At 64.4% G+C, this 17746-nt stretch carries 15 protein-coding genes; 9 read left to right on the top strand and 6 right to left on the bottom strand.

All coding sequences use genetic code 11. The annotated features are described in order from the left end of the window. Positions 1 to 12 precede the first annotated feature (12 nt). The 9 genes from tssE (at position 13) to J5M73_RS01345 (ending at position 14177) form a co-directional block, all read left to right on the top strand. Complete coding sequence (tssE, locus tag J5M73_RS01385) at positions 13 to 528, top strand: type VI secretion system baseplate subunit TssE (protein ID WP_102862292.1); 516 nt, start codon at positions 13 to 15, stop codon at positions 526 to 528. Next, positions 525 to 2384 carry a type VI secretion system baseplate subunit TssF gene (tssF, locus tag J5M73_RS01380; protein WP_207814945.1) on the top strand — a complete coding sequence of 620 codons (1860 nt, stop codon included), beginning with the start codon at positions 525 to 527 and terminating at the stop codon, positions 2382 to 2384. The genes tssE and tssF overlap by 4 nt, the downstream gene beginning before the upstream one ends. Beyond that, entirely contained in the window at positions 2348 to 3400 is a 1053-nt protein-coding gene (tssG, locus tag J5M73_RS01375) for a type VI secretion system baseplate subunit TssG (protein ID WP_102862294.1), read from the top strand. The genes tssF and tssG overlap by 37 nt, the downstream gene beginning before the upstream one ends. After that, positions 3393 to 6068, top strand: coding sequence for a type VI secretion system ATPase TssH (gene tssH / locus J5M73_RS01370; protein ID WP_102862295.1), 2676 nt, complete (start codon positions 3393 to 3395; stop codon positions 6066 to 6068). Before tssG ends, tssH begins: the two co-directional genes overlap by 8 nt. A 182-nt stretch (positions 6069 to 6250) precedes the next feature. Beyond that, entirely contained in the window at positions 6251 to 8188 is a 1938-nt protein-coding gene (locus tag J5M73_RS01365; RefSeq protein ID WP_102862296.1) for a type VI secretion system tip protein VgrG, read from the top strand. Between the two features lie 18 nt (positions 8189 to 8206). Further along, complete coding sequence (locus J5M73_RS01360; RefSeq protein ID WP_060844974.1) at positions 8207 to 8632, top strand: DcrB-related protein; 426 nt, start codon at positions 8207 to 8209, stop codon at positions 8630 to 8632. Between the two features lie 9 nt (positions 8633 to 8641). Further along, positions 8642 to 13102, top strand: coding sequence for an RHS repeat-associated core domain-containing protein (locus J5M73_RS01355; protein ID WP_102862297.1), 4461 nt, complete (start codon positions 8642 to 8644; stop codon positions 13100 to 13102). Positions 13103 to 13117: 15 nt separating this feature from the next. After that, the gene (locus tag J5M73_RS01350) at positions 13118 to 13744 is read left to right on the top strand and encodes a hypothetical protein (RefSeq protein ID WP_102862298.1); all 627 of its coding nucleotides are present in this window, start codon (positions 13118 to 13120) and stop codon (positions 13742 to 13744) included. 4 nt (positions 13745 to 13748) lie between these two features. Continuing rightward, positions 13749 to 14177, top strand: a complete 429-nt coding sequence (locus tag J5M73_RS01345; RefSeq protein ID WP_102862299.1) for a DUF1629 domain-containing protein — start codon at positions 13749 to 13751, stop codon at positions 14175 to 14177. 18 nt (positions 14178 to 14195) lie between these two features. Here J5M73_RS01345 and J5M73_RS01340 read toward each other — a convergent pair whose 3' ends face one another. From J5M73_RS01340 to J5M73_RS01315, 6 genes are all read right to left on the bottom strand, one after another. After that, the gene (locus J5M73_RS01340) at positions 14196 to 14459 is read right to left on the bottom strand and encodes a hypothetical protein (RefSeq protein WP_102862300.1); all 264 of its coding nucleotides are present in this window, start codon (positions 14457 to 14459) and stop codon (positions 14196 to 14198) included. A gap of 8 nt (positions 14460 to 14467) precedes the next feature. Beyond that, positions 14468 to 15727 carry a PAAR domain-containing protein gene (locus tag J5M73_RS32030; protein ID WP_102862301.1) on the bottom strand — a complete coding sequence of 420 codons (1260 nt, stop codon included), beginning with the start codon at positions 15725 to 15727 and terminating at the stop codon, positions 14468 to 14470. 22 nt (positions 15728 to 15749) lie between these two features. Next, positions 15750 to 16184 carry a DcrB-related protein gene (locus J5M73_RS01330; RefSeq protein WP_102862302.1) on the bottom strand — a complete coding sequence of 145 codons (435 nt, stop codon included), beginning with the start codon at positions 16182 to 16184 and terminating at the stop codon, positions 15750 to 15752. Positions 16185 to 16313: 129 nt separating this feature from the next. Further along, complete coding sequence (locus tag J5M73_RS01325) at positions 16314 to 16685, bottom strand: hypothetical protein (RefSeq protein WP_102862303.1); 372 nt, start codon at positions 16683 to 16685, stop codon at positions 16314 to 16316. Then, on the bottom strand, positions 16673 to 17197 hold the full coding sequence (locus tag J5M73_RS01320) for a hypothetical protein (protein WP_102862304.1): 525 nt from the start codon (positions 17195 to 17197) through the stop codon (positions 16673 to 16675). Before J5M73_RS01320 ends, J5M73_RS01325 begins: the two co-directional genes overlap by 13 nt. Positions 17198 to 17363: 166 nt before the next feature. Further along, the gene (locus tag J5M73_RS01315) at positions 17364 to 17639 is read right to left on the bottom strand and encodes an HU family DNA-binding protein (RefSeq protein ID WP_102862305.1); all 276 of its coding nucleotides are present in this window, start codon (positions 17637 to 17639) and stop codon (positions 17364 to 17366) included. Between the last annotated feature and the right edge of the window lie 107 nt (positions 17640 to 17746).

The raw sequence follows: 17746 nt of genomic DNA, 5'->3' as shown, positions 1-17746 counted from the left end.
GGAGCGAACCCTTTGGTAACCGACATCGCCGCCCGCGATCGCTTGCAACCCTCTTTGCTGGATCGTCTGACCGACGATGAACCCGGCAACCTGAAAGAAAGCCCGGACAAGCGCGTGCTGTCCCTGAGCCAGCTCAAGGCCTCGGTACTGCGCGACTTGGCATGGCTGCTCAACACCACTTCCCTGCTGGAAGCCGATGCCACCTTGCACACCCCCGCCGGTACGTCGGTGGTCAACTACGGCTTGCCGGCCCTGGCCGGGTACAGCGCGTCGAGCATCGATATTCCGGCCCTGGAAAGCCTGATCCACCAGGCCATCGCCACCTTTGAACCACGCATCCTGCGCAGCACCTTGCGGGTTCGCGCGCGCACCGCGCCCGGCGAGATGAACCACAACGCCCTGAGCTTCGAGATCGAGGGCGATCTGTGGGCCCAGCCGATGCCCCTGCGCCTGCTGCTGCAAACCGACATGGACCTGGAATCCGGGCATGTCCGGGTGGTGCAAGCCGACTCCCGGAGGCGCTCATGAATCCGCGCCTGTTGGAGCTGTACAACCAGGAACTGCACCACGTGCGCGAAAGCGCCGCGGAGTTCGCCAAGGAATACCCGAAGATCGCCAGCCGCCTGACCCTGTCGGGCATGGACTGCGCCGACCCCTATGTCGAGCGCCTGCTGGAAGGCTTCGCCTATCTGACCGCCCGGGTGCAGTTGAAGCTCGATGCCGAGTACCCGACCTTCACCCACAACTTGCTGGAGATCGCCTACCCGCACTACCTGGCGCCGACCCCGTCGATGACCGTGGTGCAGTTACAGGCCGATCCCGATGAAGGCTCCCTGAGCAGCGGCTTCACCCTGGAGCGCGACACCAGCCTGCGGGCCGCCCTGAGCCGCGACACCCAGACCTGCTGCGAGTACCGCACCGCCCACGCGGTGACGCTGTGGCCGCTGCAAGTCAGCCAGGCCGAATACTTCGGCAACCCGGCAGCGGTGCTCGGACGCCTGGCCGCCAACGAGCCCAAGGCCAAGGCCGGGCTGCGCCTGACCCTGCGCACCGGCGCCGAACTGCCGTTCAACAGCCTGGCCCTGGAGCAGTTGCCGCTGTACCTGAATGGCAACGACGAGCTGCCGTTCCGTCTCTACGAACAGTTGCTGGGCAACGCCTGTGCGGTGTTCGCCCGGGCTCCGGGCAGCGACTGGGTCGAGCGCCTGCCACTGGACGCCCTGCGCTCCCGTGGCTTCGACGACCGCGACGCGGCCCTGCCGGTGGTGCCCCAGGCCTTCCAGGGCTATCGCCTGCTGCAGGAATACTTCGCCCTGCCCAACCGCTTCCTGTTCGTCGAATTCGCCCAGCTGGGCCGTGCGGTACAACGCTGCGCCGGCCAGGAGCTGGAGCTGATCGTGCTCTTCGAGCGCTTCGACCAGAGCCTGGAAGGCGGCGTCGGCACCGCCCAGCTCGTGCCCTTCTGCACCCCGGCGATCAACCTGTTTCCCAAGCGCCTGGACCGCATCCACCTGTCCGACCGGGTCAACGAGCACCATGTGATCGCCGACCGCACCCGGCCCATGGATTTCGAAGTGCACTCGCTGACCGCCATCAGTGGCCACGGCACCGGGCCGGAGCAGCCATTCCTGCCGTTCTACGCGGTGCGCGACCCGTCCCGCTACGGCCGCGACCAGGCTTACTACATCGTCCGCCGCGAACCCCGGGTGCTGTCCAGCGACCAGCGCCGCAACGGCCCGCGCTCCACTTACATCGGCAGCGAATCCTTCGTCAGCCTGGTGGACAGCCAGCAGGCGCCCTACCGCCATGACTTGCGCCAGCTCGGGGTCAGCGCCCTGTGCACCAACCGCGACCTGCCGCTGTTCATGAACACCGGCAACGCCAAGACCGACTTCACCCTGGCCGACAGCGCCCCGGTGCAGGCCATCCGCTGCCTGGCCGGCCCCAGCCGACCACGCCCCAGCCACGCCCATGACGGCAAGGCCTGGCGCCTGATCAGCCAGCTGTCGCTGAACTACCTGTCCCTGAGCGAACAGGGCCAGGGCGCAGCGGCCCTGCGCGAGCTGTTGCGGCTGTACGGCGACAGCAACGACGCGGCCCTGCAATTGCAGATCGAGGGCCTGCGGGAAGTCAGCAGCAAGGCGGTGACCCGGCGCCTGCCGATGCCCGGGCCGATCGTCTTCGGCCGGGGCCTGGAGATCACCCTGCAATTCGACGAAAACGCGTTTCGCGGCACCGGGGTGTTCCTGCTCGGCGCGGTCTTCGAGCGCTTCCTGGCACGTTACGTGTCGATCAACAGTTTTACCGAGACGGTGATCCGTACCACCGAACGCGGCGAGATCATGCGATGGAAAGCCAAGCCCGGACGTCGTCCGACTCTTTGAATACGCTGACGGCGATGCACGCCGAGCCCTGGGAGTACGACTTCTTCCAGGCCCTGCGGCGTATCGAATGCCTGTCGCCGCAACTGCCGCGCTTCGGTCACTCCCTGCGCCTGGCGGACGATCCGCTGCGCCTGGGCCAACAGGCCGATTGCACCTTCGCGCCCTCGACCCTGGCTTCGGTCACCCCGGGCAGCGACGGCGCGGCCACGCGCCTGGAGCAGTTCTTCTTCGGCCTGGGCGGGCCCAACGGCCCCCTGCCGCTGCACATCACCGAGTACGTGCGCGAACGCCAGCGCAACAACGCCGACAGCACCAGCAAGCGCTTTCTCGATGTGTTCCACCATCGCCTGCTGAGCCTGTTCTACCGCGCCTGGGCCGAAGCCCGGCCGACGGTGAGCCACGACCGCCCGGACGACGACTACTGGTCCGCGCGCCTGGCGGCCCTGAGTGGCCGGGGCATGCCCAGCCTGCTCAAACAGGGGTTGATTCCCGACACCGCCAAGCTGCACTACAGCGGCCACCTGGCGGCCCAGACCCGCTACCCGGACGGCCTGCGCGCCATCATCGGCGAGTACTTCGGCCTGCCGGTGGCGATCGAGGAATACGTCGGCCAGTGGCTGGAGCTGCCCGAGCGCAGCCGGGTCGGGGTGCAGTCCCATCAGCTGGGGGTGGACTTCTGCCTGGGCAGCCACGTCTGGGACCGCCAGCACAAATTCCGCATTCGCCTGGGTCCGCTGAAGTTGGAGGACTACCAGGGGATGCTGCCCGACGGCCAGCCGTTCAAGGAACTGGTGGCCTGGGTTGCCGAATACCTGGGCTTCGAGCTGGACTGGGACCTGAACCTGGTCCTGCTCAAGGACGAAGTGCCCAGGCTGCAACTCAACGGCCGCCAGCGCCTGGGTTTCAACACCTGGCTCGGTCAACCCGGCAGTGATGCCAAGGATCTCATACTGGCCCGGCACTACGCCGACCTGGCCACTACCTCACGTACACCAAGGAGCACAGAGCATGGGTGAAATCAGTCGCGCGGCGCTGTTCGGCAAACTCAACAGCGTTGCCTACAAAGCCATCGAAGCCGCCACGGTCTTCTGCAAGTTGCGGGGCAATCCCTATGTGGAACTGGCCCACTGGCTGCACCAGTTGCTGCAACTTACGGACTCGGACCTGCACCGCATCATCCGCCAGTTCAACCTGGAGCCGGCGCGCCTGGCCAAGGACCTGACCGAAGCCCTGGATCGCCTGCCCCGGGGCTCGACCTCGATCACCGACCTGTCGTCCCACGTCGAGGAAGCGGTGGAACGCGGCTGGGTCTACGGCAGCCTGATGTTCGGCGAAAGCCAGGTGCGCACCGGCTACCTGGTGATCGGCATCCTCAAGACGCCGAGCCTGCGCCACGCGCTGCTGGGGCTGTCCCGGGAGTTCGACAAGATCAAGATCGAGGCCCTGTGCGAGCGTTTTGACGAGTACATCGGCGACTCGCCGGAAAACGCCCTGAGCGCCAGCGACGGTTTCACTGCCGGCGCGGTGCCGGGCGAAGCCAGCGGCGCCATGGCCCCCAGCGCCCTGGGCAAGCAGGAAGCCCTCAAGCGCTTCACCGTCGACCTCACCGAGCAGGCCCGTAGCGGCAAGCTCGACCCCATCGTCGGCCGTGACGAAGAGATTCGCCAACTGGTGGACATCCTCATGCGCCGCCGCCAGAACAACCCGATCCTCACCGGCGAAGCCGGGGTCGGCAAGACCGCGGTGGTGGAAGGTTTCGCCCTGCGCATCGTCGCCGGCGACGTGCCGCCCGCGCTCAAGGATGTCGAACTGCGCAGCCTGGATGTCGGCCTGCTGCAGGCCGGTGCCAGCATGAAGGGCGAGTTCGAACAGCGCCTGCGCCAGGTCATCGAAGACGTCCAGGCTTCGCCCAAGCCGATCATCCTGTTCATCGACGAAGCCCACACCCTGGTGGGCGCCGGTGGCGCCGCCGGCACCGGCGATGCGGCCAACCTGCTCAAACCCGCCCTGGCCCGCGGCACCCTGCGTACCGTGGCCGCCACCACCTGGGCCGAGTACAAGAAGCACATCGAGAAAGACCCGGCCCTGACCCGGCGCTTCCAGGTGGTGCAAGTGGCCGAGCCGTCGGAAGACAAGGCGCTGCTGATGATGCGCGGCGTGGCCTCGACCATGGAGCAGCACCATCAGGTGCAGATCCTCGACGAAGCCCTGGAAGCCTCGGTCAAACTGTCCCATCGCTACATTCCGGCGCGCCAGTTGCCAGACAAATCCGTCAGCCTGCTGGACACCGCCTGCGCCCGCGTCGCCATCAGCCTGCACGCCGTGCCGGCCGAGGTGGACGACAGCCGCCGGCGCATCGAGGCCCTGGAAACCGAGCTGCAGATCATCGCCCGGGAACAGGCGATCGGCGTGGCCATCGGCAACCGTCAGGTCAACAGCGAAAACCTCCTGGCCGCCGAGCGCGAGCGCCTGGCCGAACTGGAAAGCCGCTGGGCGCAAGAGAAGACCCTGGTGGACGAACTGCTGGCGACCCGCGCCCAACTGCGGGAAAACGTCGGCCTGGTGGACAGCGACGTTGGCGACGCAAGCCATGGCCTGCGGGAAAAGCTGCTGGACCTGCAACAGCGCCTGACGGCCCTGCAAGGCGAAACCCCGTTGATCCTGCCGACCGTGGATTACCAGGCGGTGGCCTCGGTGGTCGCCGACTGGACCGGGATTCCCGTGGGCCGCATGGCCCGCAACGAGCTGGAAACCGTGCTCAACCTCGACCAGCACCTGAAGAAACGCATCATCGGCCAGGACCACGCCCTGCAGATGATCGCCAAGCGCATCCAGACCTCCCGCGCCGGCCTCGACAACCCCAACAAGCCGATTGGTGTGTTCATGCTGGCGGGCACCTCCGGGGTGGGCAAGACCGAAACCGCCCTGGCCCTGGCCGAAGCCATGTACGGCGGTGAGCAGAACGTCATCACCATCAACATGAGCGAGTTCCAGGAAGCCCACACCGTGTCCACCCTCAAGGGCGCCCCGCCGGGCTATGTCGGCTACGGCGAAGGCGGCGTGCTCACCGAAGCGGTGCGGCGCAAGCCGTACAGCGTGGTGCTGCTGGACGAAGTGGAAAAGGCTCACCCGGATGTGCACGAGATCTTCTTCCAGGTGTTCGACAAAGGCGTCATGGAAGACGGCGAAGGCCGCATGATCGACTTCAAGAACACCCTGATCCTGCTCACCACCAACGCCGGCACCGAGCTGATCGCCAACGTCTGCAAGAACCCGCAGACCCTGCCCGAGCCGGAAGAGATCGCCAAGGCCCTGCGCCAGCCATTGCTGGAGATCTTCCCGCCGGCGCTGCTGGGGCGCCTGGTGACCATCCCCTACTACCCGCTGAGCGACGACATGCTCAAGGCGATCACCCGCCTGCAACTGGGACGGATCAAGAAGCGCGTGGAAAGCACCCACAAGGTGGATTTCGATTTCGACGACGAGGTCATCGACCTGATCGTTTCCCGTTGCACCGAGACCGAGAGTGGTGGCCGCATGATCGACGCCATCCTCACCAACAGCCTGCTGCCGGACATGAGCCGCGAGTTCCTCACCCGCATGCTCGAAGGCCGCGCGCTGGCCGGGGTGCGCATTCGCCAGCGGGACAACGAATTGCACTACGACTTCAGCGAGCCGGCCTGAGCCCGGGTTCCCTGTAGCCGCTGCCGCAGGCTGCGAACGAGCTGGGCGGCACTGCGCCGCAGCGGTCGCGCCCTTGAGGGCCAGAGAAGGCCCTTCGGGCCTTGTCGCAGCCTGCGGCAGCGGCTACAGGGAGCGCGCCGGACGCAGTGTTCAGGCACACCACGCATTCAACGAGACTGACGATGCTATTTCAGCAATCCACACGACTGGCACAGGTCAATTGCCCACTGGGACCGGATGTCCTGCTGCTCAACAGCATGGGCGGCGGCGAAGAGCTGGGGCGCTTGTTCGATTACCAGCTGCAGCTGACTTCCAGCGACGCCAACATCGACCTCAACCAGCTGCTGGGCAAACCCATGGGCCTGAGCGTGCAGTTGGACGACGGCAGCCAGCGCTATTTCCACGGCATCGTGGCCCGCTGCAGCCAGAACGTCGACAGCGGCCAGTTCGCCAGTTACCAGGTGACCCTGCGCCCCTGGCTGTGGCTGCTCAGCCGCACCTCCGACTGCCGGATTTTCCAGCACCTGAGCATCCCGCAGATCATCAAGCAGGTGTTTCGCGACCTGGGCTTTTCCGATTTCGAAGACGCCCTGAGCCGTCCCTATCGGGAGTGGGAATACTGCGTGCAGTACCGCGAGACCAGCTTCGACTTCGTCAGCCGGCTGATGGAACAGGAAGGCATCTACTACTTCTTCCGCCACGAGAAGGACCGCCACGTGCTGGTGCTGGCTGACGCCTACGGCGCCCACAGCAGCGTGCCCGGCTACGCCTCGGTGCCCTACTACCCCCGGGACGAGCAACAGCGCGAGCGCGACCATATCTTCGACTGGCACCTGGCCCAGGAAGTCCAGCCCGGCTCCCTTGAGCTCAACGACTACGACTTCCAGCGCCCCAGCGCACGGATCGACGTGCGCTCGGCCATGCCGCGCCCCCACAGCGCCGGCGACTACCCGCTTTACGATTACCCCGGCACCTACGTGCAGAGCAGCGACGGCGAGCACTACGCGCAGACCCGCATCGAAGCCCTGCAAAGCCTGCACGAGCGCATCGAACTGAGCGGCAATGCCCGTGGCCTGGGGGTGGGCAACCTGTTCAACCTCACCGGCTTCAGCCGCCAGGACCAGAACCGCGAGTACCTGATCGTCGGCATCCACTACTACGTGGTCCAGGAGAGCCTGGAGACCGGCGGCAGCGGCGGCTCGGCACAGTTCGAAAGCCACCTGACCTGCATCGACGCCCAGCAGAGTTTCCGCCCCCTGGCCAAGACCCAGCGACCCATCGTCCAGGGCCCGCAGACCGCGCGGGTGGTGGGCCCGGCCGGGGAAGAGATCTGGACCGACCAATATGGCCGGGTCAAGGTGCACTTCCATTGGGACCGCCACGACCAGTCCAACGAGAACAGCTCGTGCTGGATTCGCGTGTCCCAGGCCTGGGCCGGCAAGAACTGGGGCTCGATGCAGATCCCGCGCATCGGCCAGGAGGTGATCGTCAGCTTCCTCGAAGGCGACCCCGACCGCCCGATCATCACCGGCCGGGTGTACAACGCCGAGCAGACCGTGCCCTACGACCTGCCGGCCAACGCCACCCAGAGCGGGATGAAGAGTCGTTCGAGCAAGGGCGGCAGCCCGGCCAACTTCAACGAAATCCGCATGGAAGACAAAAAGGGCGCCGAGCAGCTGTACATCCACGCCGAGCGCAACCAGGACATCGTGGTCGAGGTCAACGAAAGCCACTCGGTGGGCAACAACCGCAACAAGAGCATCGGCCACGACGAGTACGTGACCATCGGCAACAAGCGCACGCGCATCGTCCAGCACGTGGATGAGCTGACGGTGGGCGAGAAGAAGCTCGACAGCATCGGCCAGAGCTACGTGATCGAGGTCGGCGAACGCCTGCGCCTGGTGTGCGGGGCCAGCATCCTGGAGCTCAATGCCAGCGGCCAGATCAACCTGTGCGGGGTCAACATCAGCGTGCATGCCTCGGCCGATGCCGAGATCAATACCGGTGGCGTGCTGCACCTGAACAACGGCGGCGGCCCGGGCACCACCACCGAGGGCCAGGGTGTGCAGGGCGCCATCAGCGCCAAGGCCAAAGCCCCCTTTTCCGCCCCCAAAGGCTAACGAACGGATGCCCATGCCATGACCTATCGCCTCAATGAATTGCAGTTCCAGCCCCCTGCCGGCGAACTGCAGGACGCCTCGATCAACATCCTCAAGTTCCCGGCCCTGGGCACTTCGCTGATCGTCAGCCGCAGCCTGCTGGGCGACGGCGAAACCCTGGAGAGCAGCCTGGCCAGCCAGTTGCAGCGGCTGGAACAGCAAGTGCAGGAACTGCGGGTCAAGGGTCCGCAGCCGGTGCTGCTGGGCCCGGCCCAGGACATTCCGGGCCTGGAGCTGCGCAGCCAGTTCAGCAAGGGCAGCGAAAAGGTGTTCCAGTTCCAGCTGGCCCTGGTGCTGCCGGGCACCCGGCAGATGCTCGCCATGAGCTACGTCAAGGCGCAGAAACTCGGCGACGCCGAAGCCGCGCATTGGGCGCAGATCAAGCACAGCCTGGTGCTGGGCTGAGACCGGGGCATGTCTGACGCGCTGTGGGCCGCCCGACTGGGCGACGGGCTGGAACACACCTCGATGATGGCCGACATCCTCGGCGGCGTGCTGGAGGTGGCGGCCAACGTCGCCATCGGCGCCCTGGCGACCATGGCGGTGGCCGCGGCGGCGGGCATCACCGTGGCCACCGGCGGCCTCGGTGCCTGCGTACTGGGGCTGGTGGTGGGCGTGGTGGTCGGCGTGGTCATGAGCAAGACCGGCGCCGACAAGGGCTTGAGCAATTTATGCGAGGGCATCGCCAATGCCCTGTTCCCGCCCTCGATCCAGGCCACCATCGCCAGCGGTTCGAAAAAGGTCCTGACCAACAACAAACCGGCGGCCCGCGCGGCCGGTATCGCCCCGCCGTCGCATATCAACGGCGACGGCGCCGAAGAAGGCGAAGCCACCGACACCCCTTCGGCGACCCCGGAAGAAGGCCCGGGCTTTCTCGACATGGCCAAGGAATTCTTCTCGCAGATGTGGCGGCCCACCGTGGCCTCCCCGGCGCCCGGCTCGCAGACCAAGGAACTGGACCTGGTGACCTGCACCAAGCACCCGCCGATGCCCCTGCAGTACCTGGCCGAAGGCTCGGAGAAGGTCAGCATCGACGGCCAGCCGGCGGTGCGCAGCGGCGACCGCAGCACCTGCGACGCCAAGGTGGTGTCCGCCGGACCGATCTCTCCCGACGTGACCATCGGCGGCGGCTCGGTGGTGGTGCGCGAGATCCGCAGCGGCAAGACCCCGGGGGTTGGCCTGGCGGTGAGCGCGCTGATGATGCTCAAGGGCGGCAAGGGCAAGTTCCTCAGCAACCTGCCGTGCATGCTGATGGCCGGGGTCAATTCGTTTGTCGTCAGCCAGGCCACCAATGCGCTGACCCAGGCCGTCGTCGCCTCGACCCATCCGGTGCATGCCGCAACCGGGGCCAAGGTGCTCGGGGCCGACGACGATCTGGATTTCACCCTGCCAGGGCTGATGCCCATCGAATGGCAACGCTTCTACAACAGCCGCGACGAACGCCGTGACGGCCTGCTCGGGGCCGGCTGGAGCCTGCCTTACGAGGTCGGCATCCAGATCGAGCCCCATCCCGAGGGCGGCGAACGCCTGCTCTACATTGATGAGCAGGGACGCCGCATCGACATGGGTGCCATTGCCCTGGGCGGCGGAGCCTTCAGCCCCGGTGAAGGCTTGAGCGTGCGACGCAACGACAACGGGCAGTTGCTGATCGAAAGCAGCGACGGCCTCTACCGTCTGTTCGAGCCGCTGGCGGGCGACCCTTCGCGGTTGCGCCTGAGCCAGCTGGGGGACCGCAACGACAATCGCCTGCACCTGGAATACGACTCGTCCGGGCGGCTCTGGCTGCTGCGCGATACCTTTGAACAGGCGCAGCTCGAACTGGGCTACAGCACGCGCTGGCCCGGTCGGATTGCCCAGGTTGAACGGCTGTACCCCGACCAGCAACGGGAAGTGATGGTCAGCTATGACTACGATGCCGCAGGGAACCTGGCACAGGTCCGCGATAGCGAAGGGCAGGTCCAGCGGCGCTTCGCCTATGACGCCGGCCACCGGATGACCGAGCACCAGTTGGCCACCGGACTGCGCTGCTTCTACCAGTGGACACTGTTCGCCGACCAGCAGTGGCGAGTGACCCGTCACTGGACCGACGAAGGCGATAGCTATCAGTACGACTATGATCTGGAGGCCGGAATCACCCAGGTCACCGACAGCCTGCAACGCCTCAGCCGCCGCCGCTGGAACAGCCAGTTGCAGATCGTCGAGTACACCGACAACCTCAACCAGACATGGGCCTTCGAGTGGAACGACGAACGCCAACTGCTCAGCGCCACCGACCCCTTGGGAGGGCGCTATGCCTATAGCTACGACGAAACCGGCAACCTGATCGCCGAGACCGATCCTCTGGGACACAGCCACTCGACCTTGTGGCTGGAGCACTGGTCGCTGCCACAGACCCTGACCGACCCTGCCGGCAAAAGCTGGCACTTGCGCTACGACCCCCGAGGCAATTGCATCGCCGAAACAGACCCGTTAGGCCAGGTGACTCAGTACCGCCACGACGCACACGGGCAGGTGGTGGAGATCATCGATGCCGCGGGAAGAAGCCGGAAGATGCGCTGGAACTCGTCCGGACAACTGCTTGAACACCTGGATTGCTCGGGCTATCCGACCCGCTTCGAATACGATCGACGTGGCAACGTGAAAGCCATCATCGATGCCCTTGGCGAGTACACCCGGTTCCATTACGACGGCCAGGGACGGTTGCTGAGCAGCCAACTGGCCGATGGCCGCGCCGAGCATTTTCAACGCAGCAGCAACGGCCAACTGCAGGGCTACACCGACCCGTCCGGCTACACCACGCTCTACCAGTACAACCGGCGCGGGCAGATACGCCAGCGCACCGACGCCCACGGCCGGCAGGTCCGGTTCGACTATGACGCGTTCGGACGGCTGCTGGCACTCACCAACGAAAACGGCGAAAGCTATCGCTTTGCCTGGGATGCCGGCAACCGTCTGAGCGAACAGCAGGACCTCGACGGCAGTGCCAAGCGCTATGGCTATGACCCACTGAACAACGTCGTCGAACTCCAGGCCCATGCCGCGCCTTATGGCACCGGACTGAGCGCCGTGCCCGCGCAACCAGTCGCGCCGATCATCCACAGGTTCGAGCGCGATGCCGTGGGGCGGCTGCTGGCCAAGATCACGGACGATGGGCGCAGCCAATACACCTACGATCCCTTGAACCAACTGACCGCCGCCAGCTTTACCGACAACCTCGGCAACCAGCAGGCACTGAGTTTCTGCTACGACGCCCTGGGCCAATTACTCGAAGAACACACAGCGGCCGGCAGCCTGAAACACCGATACGACGAACTGGGCAATCTGACTCAGACCCAGCTACCGGACGCGCGCTGGCTCAATCGGCTCTATTACGGCAGCGGCCATCTGCACCAGATCAATCTCGATGGCCAGGTAATCAGCGATTTTCAACGTGATCGCCTGCACCGTGAAGTGCTGCGCACCCAGGGTCAGATCAGCACCCACAGCGAATACGACCGTTGTGGCCGCCTGCGCGCACGCCTGCGGCATTCCAGCCTGCTGGCAAACACCTTGCCGACAGCCCCGGAACGGCACCTCGAGTACGACGACAGCGATAACCTGGTGGGCCTGGCCGAGCGGCATGTCAACGGGCAATATCGGCAACTGTTCCATTACGACGCGACCGGGCGAATCATCGCCAGCCAGGACGGCCTGCAGGGCCAGAAGGAAACCTTCGCCTACGACGCCGCCGCCAATTTGCTTGACGGCCCGAAAGCAGGCGCCGGGCTGGTGGTGCACAACAAGTTGCTGACCTACCAGGACAAGCGCTACCGCTACGATGCCTTTGGGCGAATGATTGAAAAACGCAGTGGTCGGCGAGGCGTGCAACGGTTTGCCTACGATGCCGAACACCGCTTGATCGAAGTGCGCAATCAGACCGCCAGCGGCGAAACCCTGGTCAGGATGCGTTACGACGTCCTGGGTCGACGCATCAGCAAGCGTGAGTACGACAGCCAGGGCAACCTTCTGGGTGAAACCCGATTCATCTGGGATGGCCTGCGGCTGCTGCAGGAACAGCGCAATCAACAGACCAGCCTCTATGTCTATGAAGACCTGGGCCACGCGCCCCTGGCGCGGGTCGATGGCCTCGGCGCGCAGCAGAAGATCCGCTACTACCACAACGACCTGAATGGCCTGCCTCACCAGCTTTGCGAGCCTGACGGCCACAGCGTCTGGCAGGCCCGCTATCAGGTCTGGGGCAACACCCTCGAAGAAATACGCGAGCCCTACTACATCGAGGAACAGAATCTCAGGTTCCAGGGCCAGTACCTGGACCGCGAGACCGGGCTGCACTTCAACACGTTCCGTTTCTACGACCCGGATATCGGGCGCTTCACCACGCCGGACCCCATCGGCCTGGCCGGAGGCTTGAACCTTTATCACTATGCTCCCAACCCCATCGGCTGGATCGACCCGCTGGGCTGGATCTGCAAATCGGCCTACAGCGGCAGAAGGGGCACCACAAAGGCCAAGGCCGACCTCGAAAGGAACGGTTTCACGGTGGTAGGTGAAGAATTGACCATGAAGGTCAAGCATCCTGTCACCCAGAAGTCCTACCGCATCAGGGCAGATATCATCGCCAAGGACAAAGCCGGCAACTACCACGTGTTCGAAGTCAAAAATGGCAGCGGCAAACTGACCAAGAACCAACAGGGATCGGGGATGTTCGACATGAGCAATCCGGCCAATACCAACGGTGGCCTGGGCGGCGGCCTGATCAAGCCGTCGGGCGCCACCCAAGGCCAGTTCGAAGTTGCGACCAAAAGCGGCAAAGGCACACCGTTCGGTGGAAATGGCGCACAGCATCCGGCCAACTTCTGGCTTCTTCGCTATTGAACGAGTAATCGAGAAATGAAAGCAGACACCAAGGAATTGCGCAGCAACTTCGAAAAGGCACTCCAGCTTTTCTTGAAGAGCGAGCTCTCGGCTTATCCCGGAGTCAAAGTCACCAGGAACAAAGTGGTGATTGCACATAAAGAATCGGGCGCCGTGGCGACCTTGCATTTCGAGTACCTGGCCAACACCCGCGCCTACGAAATCATCATCTTTGTCGAACACCCGGCCCTGCAGGCGGAGATCGAGCGGATAAGCCCGCCCTACCCGTCCAACCTGGCCAATCCGAAATTGCTCTACTGCATGTCGACGGTCAGCGAAAAAGACGGCTGTCCACTGCTGCCCGTGACCGAACAAGGCATTGAAAATACCTGCCAGGTGATTCTGCGCCGGCTCCAGGATGTTCACCTGCCTATCCTGTTCAACCTCTTCAACGTCAGCCCCGCACTGGTGAGCGATGTCATCGAGAGGCCAAAGTATTACGCCTATCCGGTTCCGCTGATTTTTATCGCCTTGAAAACCAACGCAATCCAACCGGACGACGCAACGCTAGCGAAGATTATGAGCGAGCAGACCCTGGGCTACACCAACAACCAGGAACTGAAAGCGTCGTTCAACAAGCAACTCCTGGCGGCGCTGAGCTGAGCGCTTGCTGGAGCATGATTGCCTGTGGCTGCTGGGGGGCATTCCCCTGGTGTCGGCGCGCCTGGCGGACTTTCTCCACCAGCAGGCGCCGGCCGATGTCGAGCTGATCCAGCCCCTGCGCCTGGTTGCCGACCACCAGGCGGTCAGCCAGCCGTACTACATCGTCAACGCCATCCAGGCCGTCAAGGCCATCGACCACACGTGCTCCGAAGCGGAACGGACGGACGACGGCACCCTTCTCTACTTCAACAAGACCTGGTTCCTCGACAGCGTCGCCGGGATGGAGCAGATCGCCAGGGAACCGGATTCGGGGGACCTGCTGATCTCGGGCGCCCTGGCCGATGGCCTGATCGACACAGGCTTCAAGGGCGATAAAGGCCTGGGCCTCTACCGGGCCGAAGGTCGCTTCATGCCATACCGCAACCAGGCCTGATGCCAAGGCGAAGCCGGGTCAGATCGCGGTACCGCGATTCTTCCCCGGCTGGATGATCAGCAACTGATCCAGCTCGCGCTTCCTGGCGCGGGCGACAAATTCCAGCGCGGCTTGCAGGTCGTTCTGGAACAGCTCAAAGGTCGCCTGGTCGATGGCGTAGTACTCCTCGTAATCGACCATGCCGTTGCTGACCGGAAAGGAGACGTAGTGCTGGCCGGAGACTTCTTCGATGCCCATCGAGAACATCTCTTCACGGCTGACAAACAGATCGTTGAATTTCATTTCGGTCCTTAGAAGGTGAGGATTTTCCAGTCCAGGTCACTGGTCTTGAGGCCGCCGGCGTCGATCACTGCCTCGCTGGTGCCCTCGGGCAGCTTACCACCGGGGATCCAGCTCTCGTTGGCGCCGGCCTCGTTGCCTGAGGGAATGCGCAGGTTCATGTCCCGGGGCTTCGGCAGGTCGACACGCACCAGCTCGCCACCGGATTCGAAAAAGTTCTTCGGCAGGCCCAGGGCGTCTTCCAGCGCCCGGGGATTGCCCTTGGTGCGGGCCAGCAACTGGTCGATTTCGTGCCTGGGGGCGATAAACGAGGTGCCGTCCTTCTGGCCGATGCCGTACTTGTCCAGGTTGCCCTTGCTCATCAGGCGCGAGGCGCCCTTGTCGAACTGCGCCAGGTGCTTGGACATAAACTGGGGCGTCAGGTATTCCGAAGGGTCCGGGCGCGAGCCCTTGGGAATCGCCAGGATATCCGCCTCGCTGAAGCCGGGCTTGAACTGGGGCGGCTTGATGCCCTTGGCCATCTTCGGCCCCAGGCCCAGCAAGGCCATGCCGGCAACGCCTTGCAGCAAGTCACGATAGCCGGGGCCCAGGCGATCGCCCAGGTCACCCAGCAGGGACATCCCGGCGAACATCACCCCACCAATGGCCAGGGCCCCGAAAAATGCCGCCGCTCCGGCGCAGGCCGCCAATACCAGGGCCCCGCCGGCCGCCAACAGCCCCAATGCCTCCAGCCCAGTGTGCATCCAGCCTTCGATATCCAGGACGAAGGCCACCTGCACCGTGGGCCCGCCAATGAAGGTGTTTTCACTGCCGGTCTTGATGTGGGCGCCGCAAACCATCTTGCTTTGCAGGCGCGCGGCGGGCTTGCCGTTGATGGTGACCTTGGCGCTGCCCTCGGCGATCAGCACCGGGAACGGCCAGATCGGATGATTCAGCGGCAGGCCACTGCACGAGGACGAATGATCCTGGCCCGCGCGCATGGCGTTGCGCAGGTTGATGCGGACATTGAAGCTGCCCTCCACCAGCACCCCCGTGCTGGGTTCGGGCAGGTTGAAGATCGTGCTCAGGCCCTTGGCGATCTGGAACATCGACAAACCGCCGGCCGCAACCGACCCGGCGATGATGGCGATCGCCACGCCACCGGTGGCCACGGTCGCCGCCACCACCGCGGCGCCAATCAGGGCACCGACAACGGCCCCCGCCACCATCGCCGCCACGCCAAAACCGTGGGCGATCTCATCCCCCAGGCGCGCTGCTGCCAACATATCCATGGTGCGCTACTCAGCGAAGGGATCAGGCCCGCGAAGGCTGAGGCTTGAGGCTCTGCATGGCCTGTTTCCAGGCCGGCTCGTGGTGCACCAGGTCTTGCGGCGTGGTGGTCAGGGTGGTGATCAGCACCGCCGGCTTACGCTCGATGAACACCTGGCGCAGCATCAGCTCGCGACCTTCGCGTTTCCAGCTGTAGTCCAGCAGGACCGAGGCGTGGCCGTGCATGTCGAACTCCCAGCGCTTGATCAGGGTGAAGCCCGGCAGTTGCTGCTCGGCACCGCTCAGCTGCCGGGCCACGTAATCGGCGAATGAAGCGTCGCCCTGGCTCGGGTCGCGGCTGATGACGAAGCTGGCTTCCTGGGCGCCGCCCACAGCCGGCAGCTTGAAGATATTGATGCTCTGGTCCTGCCAGGCGTCAGGGATGTCGAGGTCGGCTTCTTGAATGCGGTAAGAGGACAAGAGGTTCGCGTTCCATGCTGAGGGGGTCGGACAGCGGCGGATTTTCAAGCAATGACCGGCAACAATCAAGGAACCCGTCGGCAACTTTGAACAAACCGATCCAGCCCGGCAAAGGCACCCGGATCAGGCTCAGCGTGCTTTCAGACAGGAGGCGTAAGCCTGGGCAAAGCGCCGGTCGAACTTGAGGGCCTGGGGCTCTTCGGGATCGATGCTGACATTCCACAGCGCTTGCTGCGGCACGTCGTAGCGAACCCAGCCGATGATCCCGCTGCCGGAGGTTTCGTAGAACAGCTGCAGGCTCAGTTCATCGCCATCATCGCGGTCGATCAGCAGCTTGAGCCGCTCTGGGGTGGTGAAGTCGCGGTAGGGAAAATCACTGCTCCTGACCATTTCGGTGAGGTAGCCGTAGCAGCCTTGACCCGGATTGGCCTCATCGGCCAGGGCCGGCAGGGTGCAAGCGCTGAGCAGCAGGCTCAGGCCCACCCGGTTCAAGTACCGCATGATTGCCCCTTGAGGGTCAGGGTTTGGATCTGATCGTTCATCTCGATCTTTGCCAGCACCTGGCGGTCGTGGGATTCCTGGTACTCGCTGAAGTTGTTGCGCTTGAGGATGTTCAGGGTGACGCGGATATGGGCGCCGGCATTCTGGTACTCGCTGCGCTCGGGGCCCTGGGCGGCGCCGGTGAGTTCCACCAGTTGCCCGCCGGTCTTGAGGTAGAGAAAGCGCTCATCCACTTCCACCAGCAAACGCGGCGCCTTGGGCGCCACGCTGTAGTCCTCGCGGGCCAGGGAATAGCCGCAGAGCCAGACGCCGGCGCTGTCGTATTTCTGACTGTGGAACCAGTTGAGGGCCTCGCGATAGCCGATCTGGGCCAGTCGCGAGTCGCTGCCGGCAAAGGCCGATGACAGGCCAAGGGAGAGGATGCAGCCCAGTAGCATGGCGGCGATATCGGGGCGCCCCAGGTAGCGCAACGCGGCCACCCGTGCCGGGGGTTTGTCAGTGGAACGGGTCATCCTTGGCCTTAGATCACGTGTCGGACAATCGCGCATCCTAGCCACGCCACCGCGGCTTCGCAAGCTGATCCGCAAGCAATCAGCGGGCAAAAAAAATAGGCACCCGATGCGCTCGGCGTGCCTATTTTCCCCTGCGAGCTCCCGCTGCCGGGAGCTCGCTCAATGCTTATGGGTTGACGCTGTCTTTCAGCGCCTTGCCCGGTTTGAATGCCACGGTGTTGCTGGCCTTGATCTTCACCGGCTCGCCGGTTTGCGGGTTCTTGCCGGTGCGGGCGCCACGGTGGCGTTGCAGGAAGGTGCCAAAACCAACCAGGGTGACGCTGTCTTTGCGGTGCAGAGCCCCGGTGATCTCTTCAAGGATGGCATTGAGCACGCGATTGGCCTGCTCTTTGGTCAGGTCCGCTTTTTCAGCAATGGCTGCGGCGAGTTCTGGTTTACGCATAGTGTGAAGCCTCTTTGACGGTTTTTTGTTGTTATGTCCGTGCTGTTCACGGGAACAGCGCCCAAGGCGCCGCAGGCTCTACGCTGCGGCAGACGGGAGTGAGGATG

The sequence above is a fragment of the Pseudomonas sp. 50_B genome, from assembly GCF_017491625.1.
GTDB classification, from domain to species: domain Bacteria; phylum Pseudomonadota; class Gammaproteobacteria; order Pseudomonadales; family Pseudomonadaceae; genus Aquipseudomonas; species Aquipseudomonas danubii.
This window is presented reverse-complemented; position numbering and strand designations above follow the sequence as displayed.

Bases quoted from the DNA above. Each gene is read 5' to 3' on its own strand.
- tssF (WP_207814945.1), top strand. From the start codon at position 525: ATGAATCCGCGCCTGTTGGAGCTGTACAACCAGGAACTGCACCACGTG.
- tssG (WP_102862294.1), top strand. From the start codon at position 2,348: ATGGAAAGCCAAGCCCGGACGTCGTCCGACTCTTTGAATACGCTGACG.
- tssH (WP_102862295.1), top strand. From the start codon at position 3,393: ATGGGTGAAATCAGTCGCGCGGCGCTGTTCGGCAAACTCAACAGCGTT.
- J5M73_RS01365 (WP_102862296.1), top strand. From the start codon at position 6,251: ATGCTATTTCAGCAATCCACACGACTGGCACAGGTCAATTGCCCACTG.
- J5M73_RS01360 (WP_060844974.1), top strand. From the start codon at position 8,207: ATGACCTATCGCCTCAATGAATTGCAGTTCCAGCCCCCTGCCGGCGAA.
- J5M73_RS01355 (WP_102862297.1), top strand. From the start codon at position 8,642: ATGTCTGACGCGCTGTGGGCCGCCCGACTGGGCGACGGGCTGGAACAC.
- J5M73_RS01350 (WP_102862298.1), top strand. From the start codon at position 13,118: ATGAAAGCAGACACCAAGGAATTGCGCAGCAACTTCGAAAAGGCACTC.
- J5M73_RS01340 (WP_102862300.1), bottom strand. From the start codon at position 14,459: ATGAAATTCAACGATCTGTTTGTCAGCCGTGAAGAGATGTTCTCGATG.
- J5M73_RS32030 (WP_102862301.1), bottom strand. From the start codon at position 15,727: ATGGATATGTTGGCAGCAGCGCGCCTGGGGGATGAGATCGCCCACGGT.
- J5M73_RS01325 (WP_102862303.1), bottom strand. From the start codon at position 16,685: ATGCGGTACTTGAACCGGGTGGGCCTGAGCCTGCTGCTCAGCGCTTGC.
- J5M73_RS01320 (WP_102862304.1), bottom strand. From the start codon at position 17,197: ATGACCCGTTCCACTGACAAACCCCCGGCACGGGTGGCCGCGTTGCGC.
- J5M73_RS01315 (WP_102862305.1), bottom strand. From the start codon at position 17,639: ATGCGTAAACCAGAACTCGCCGCAGCCATTGCTGAAAAAGCGGACCTG.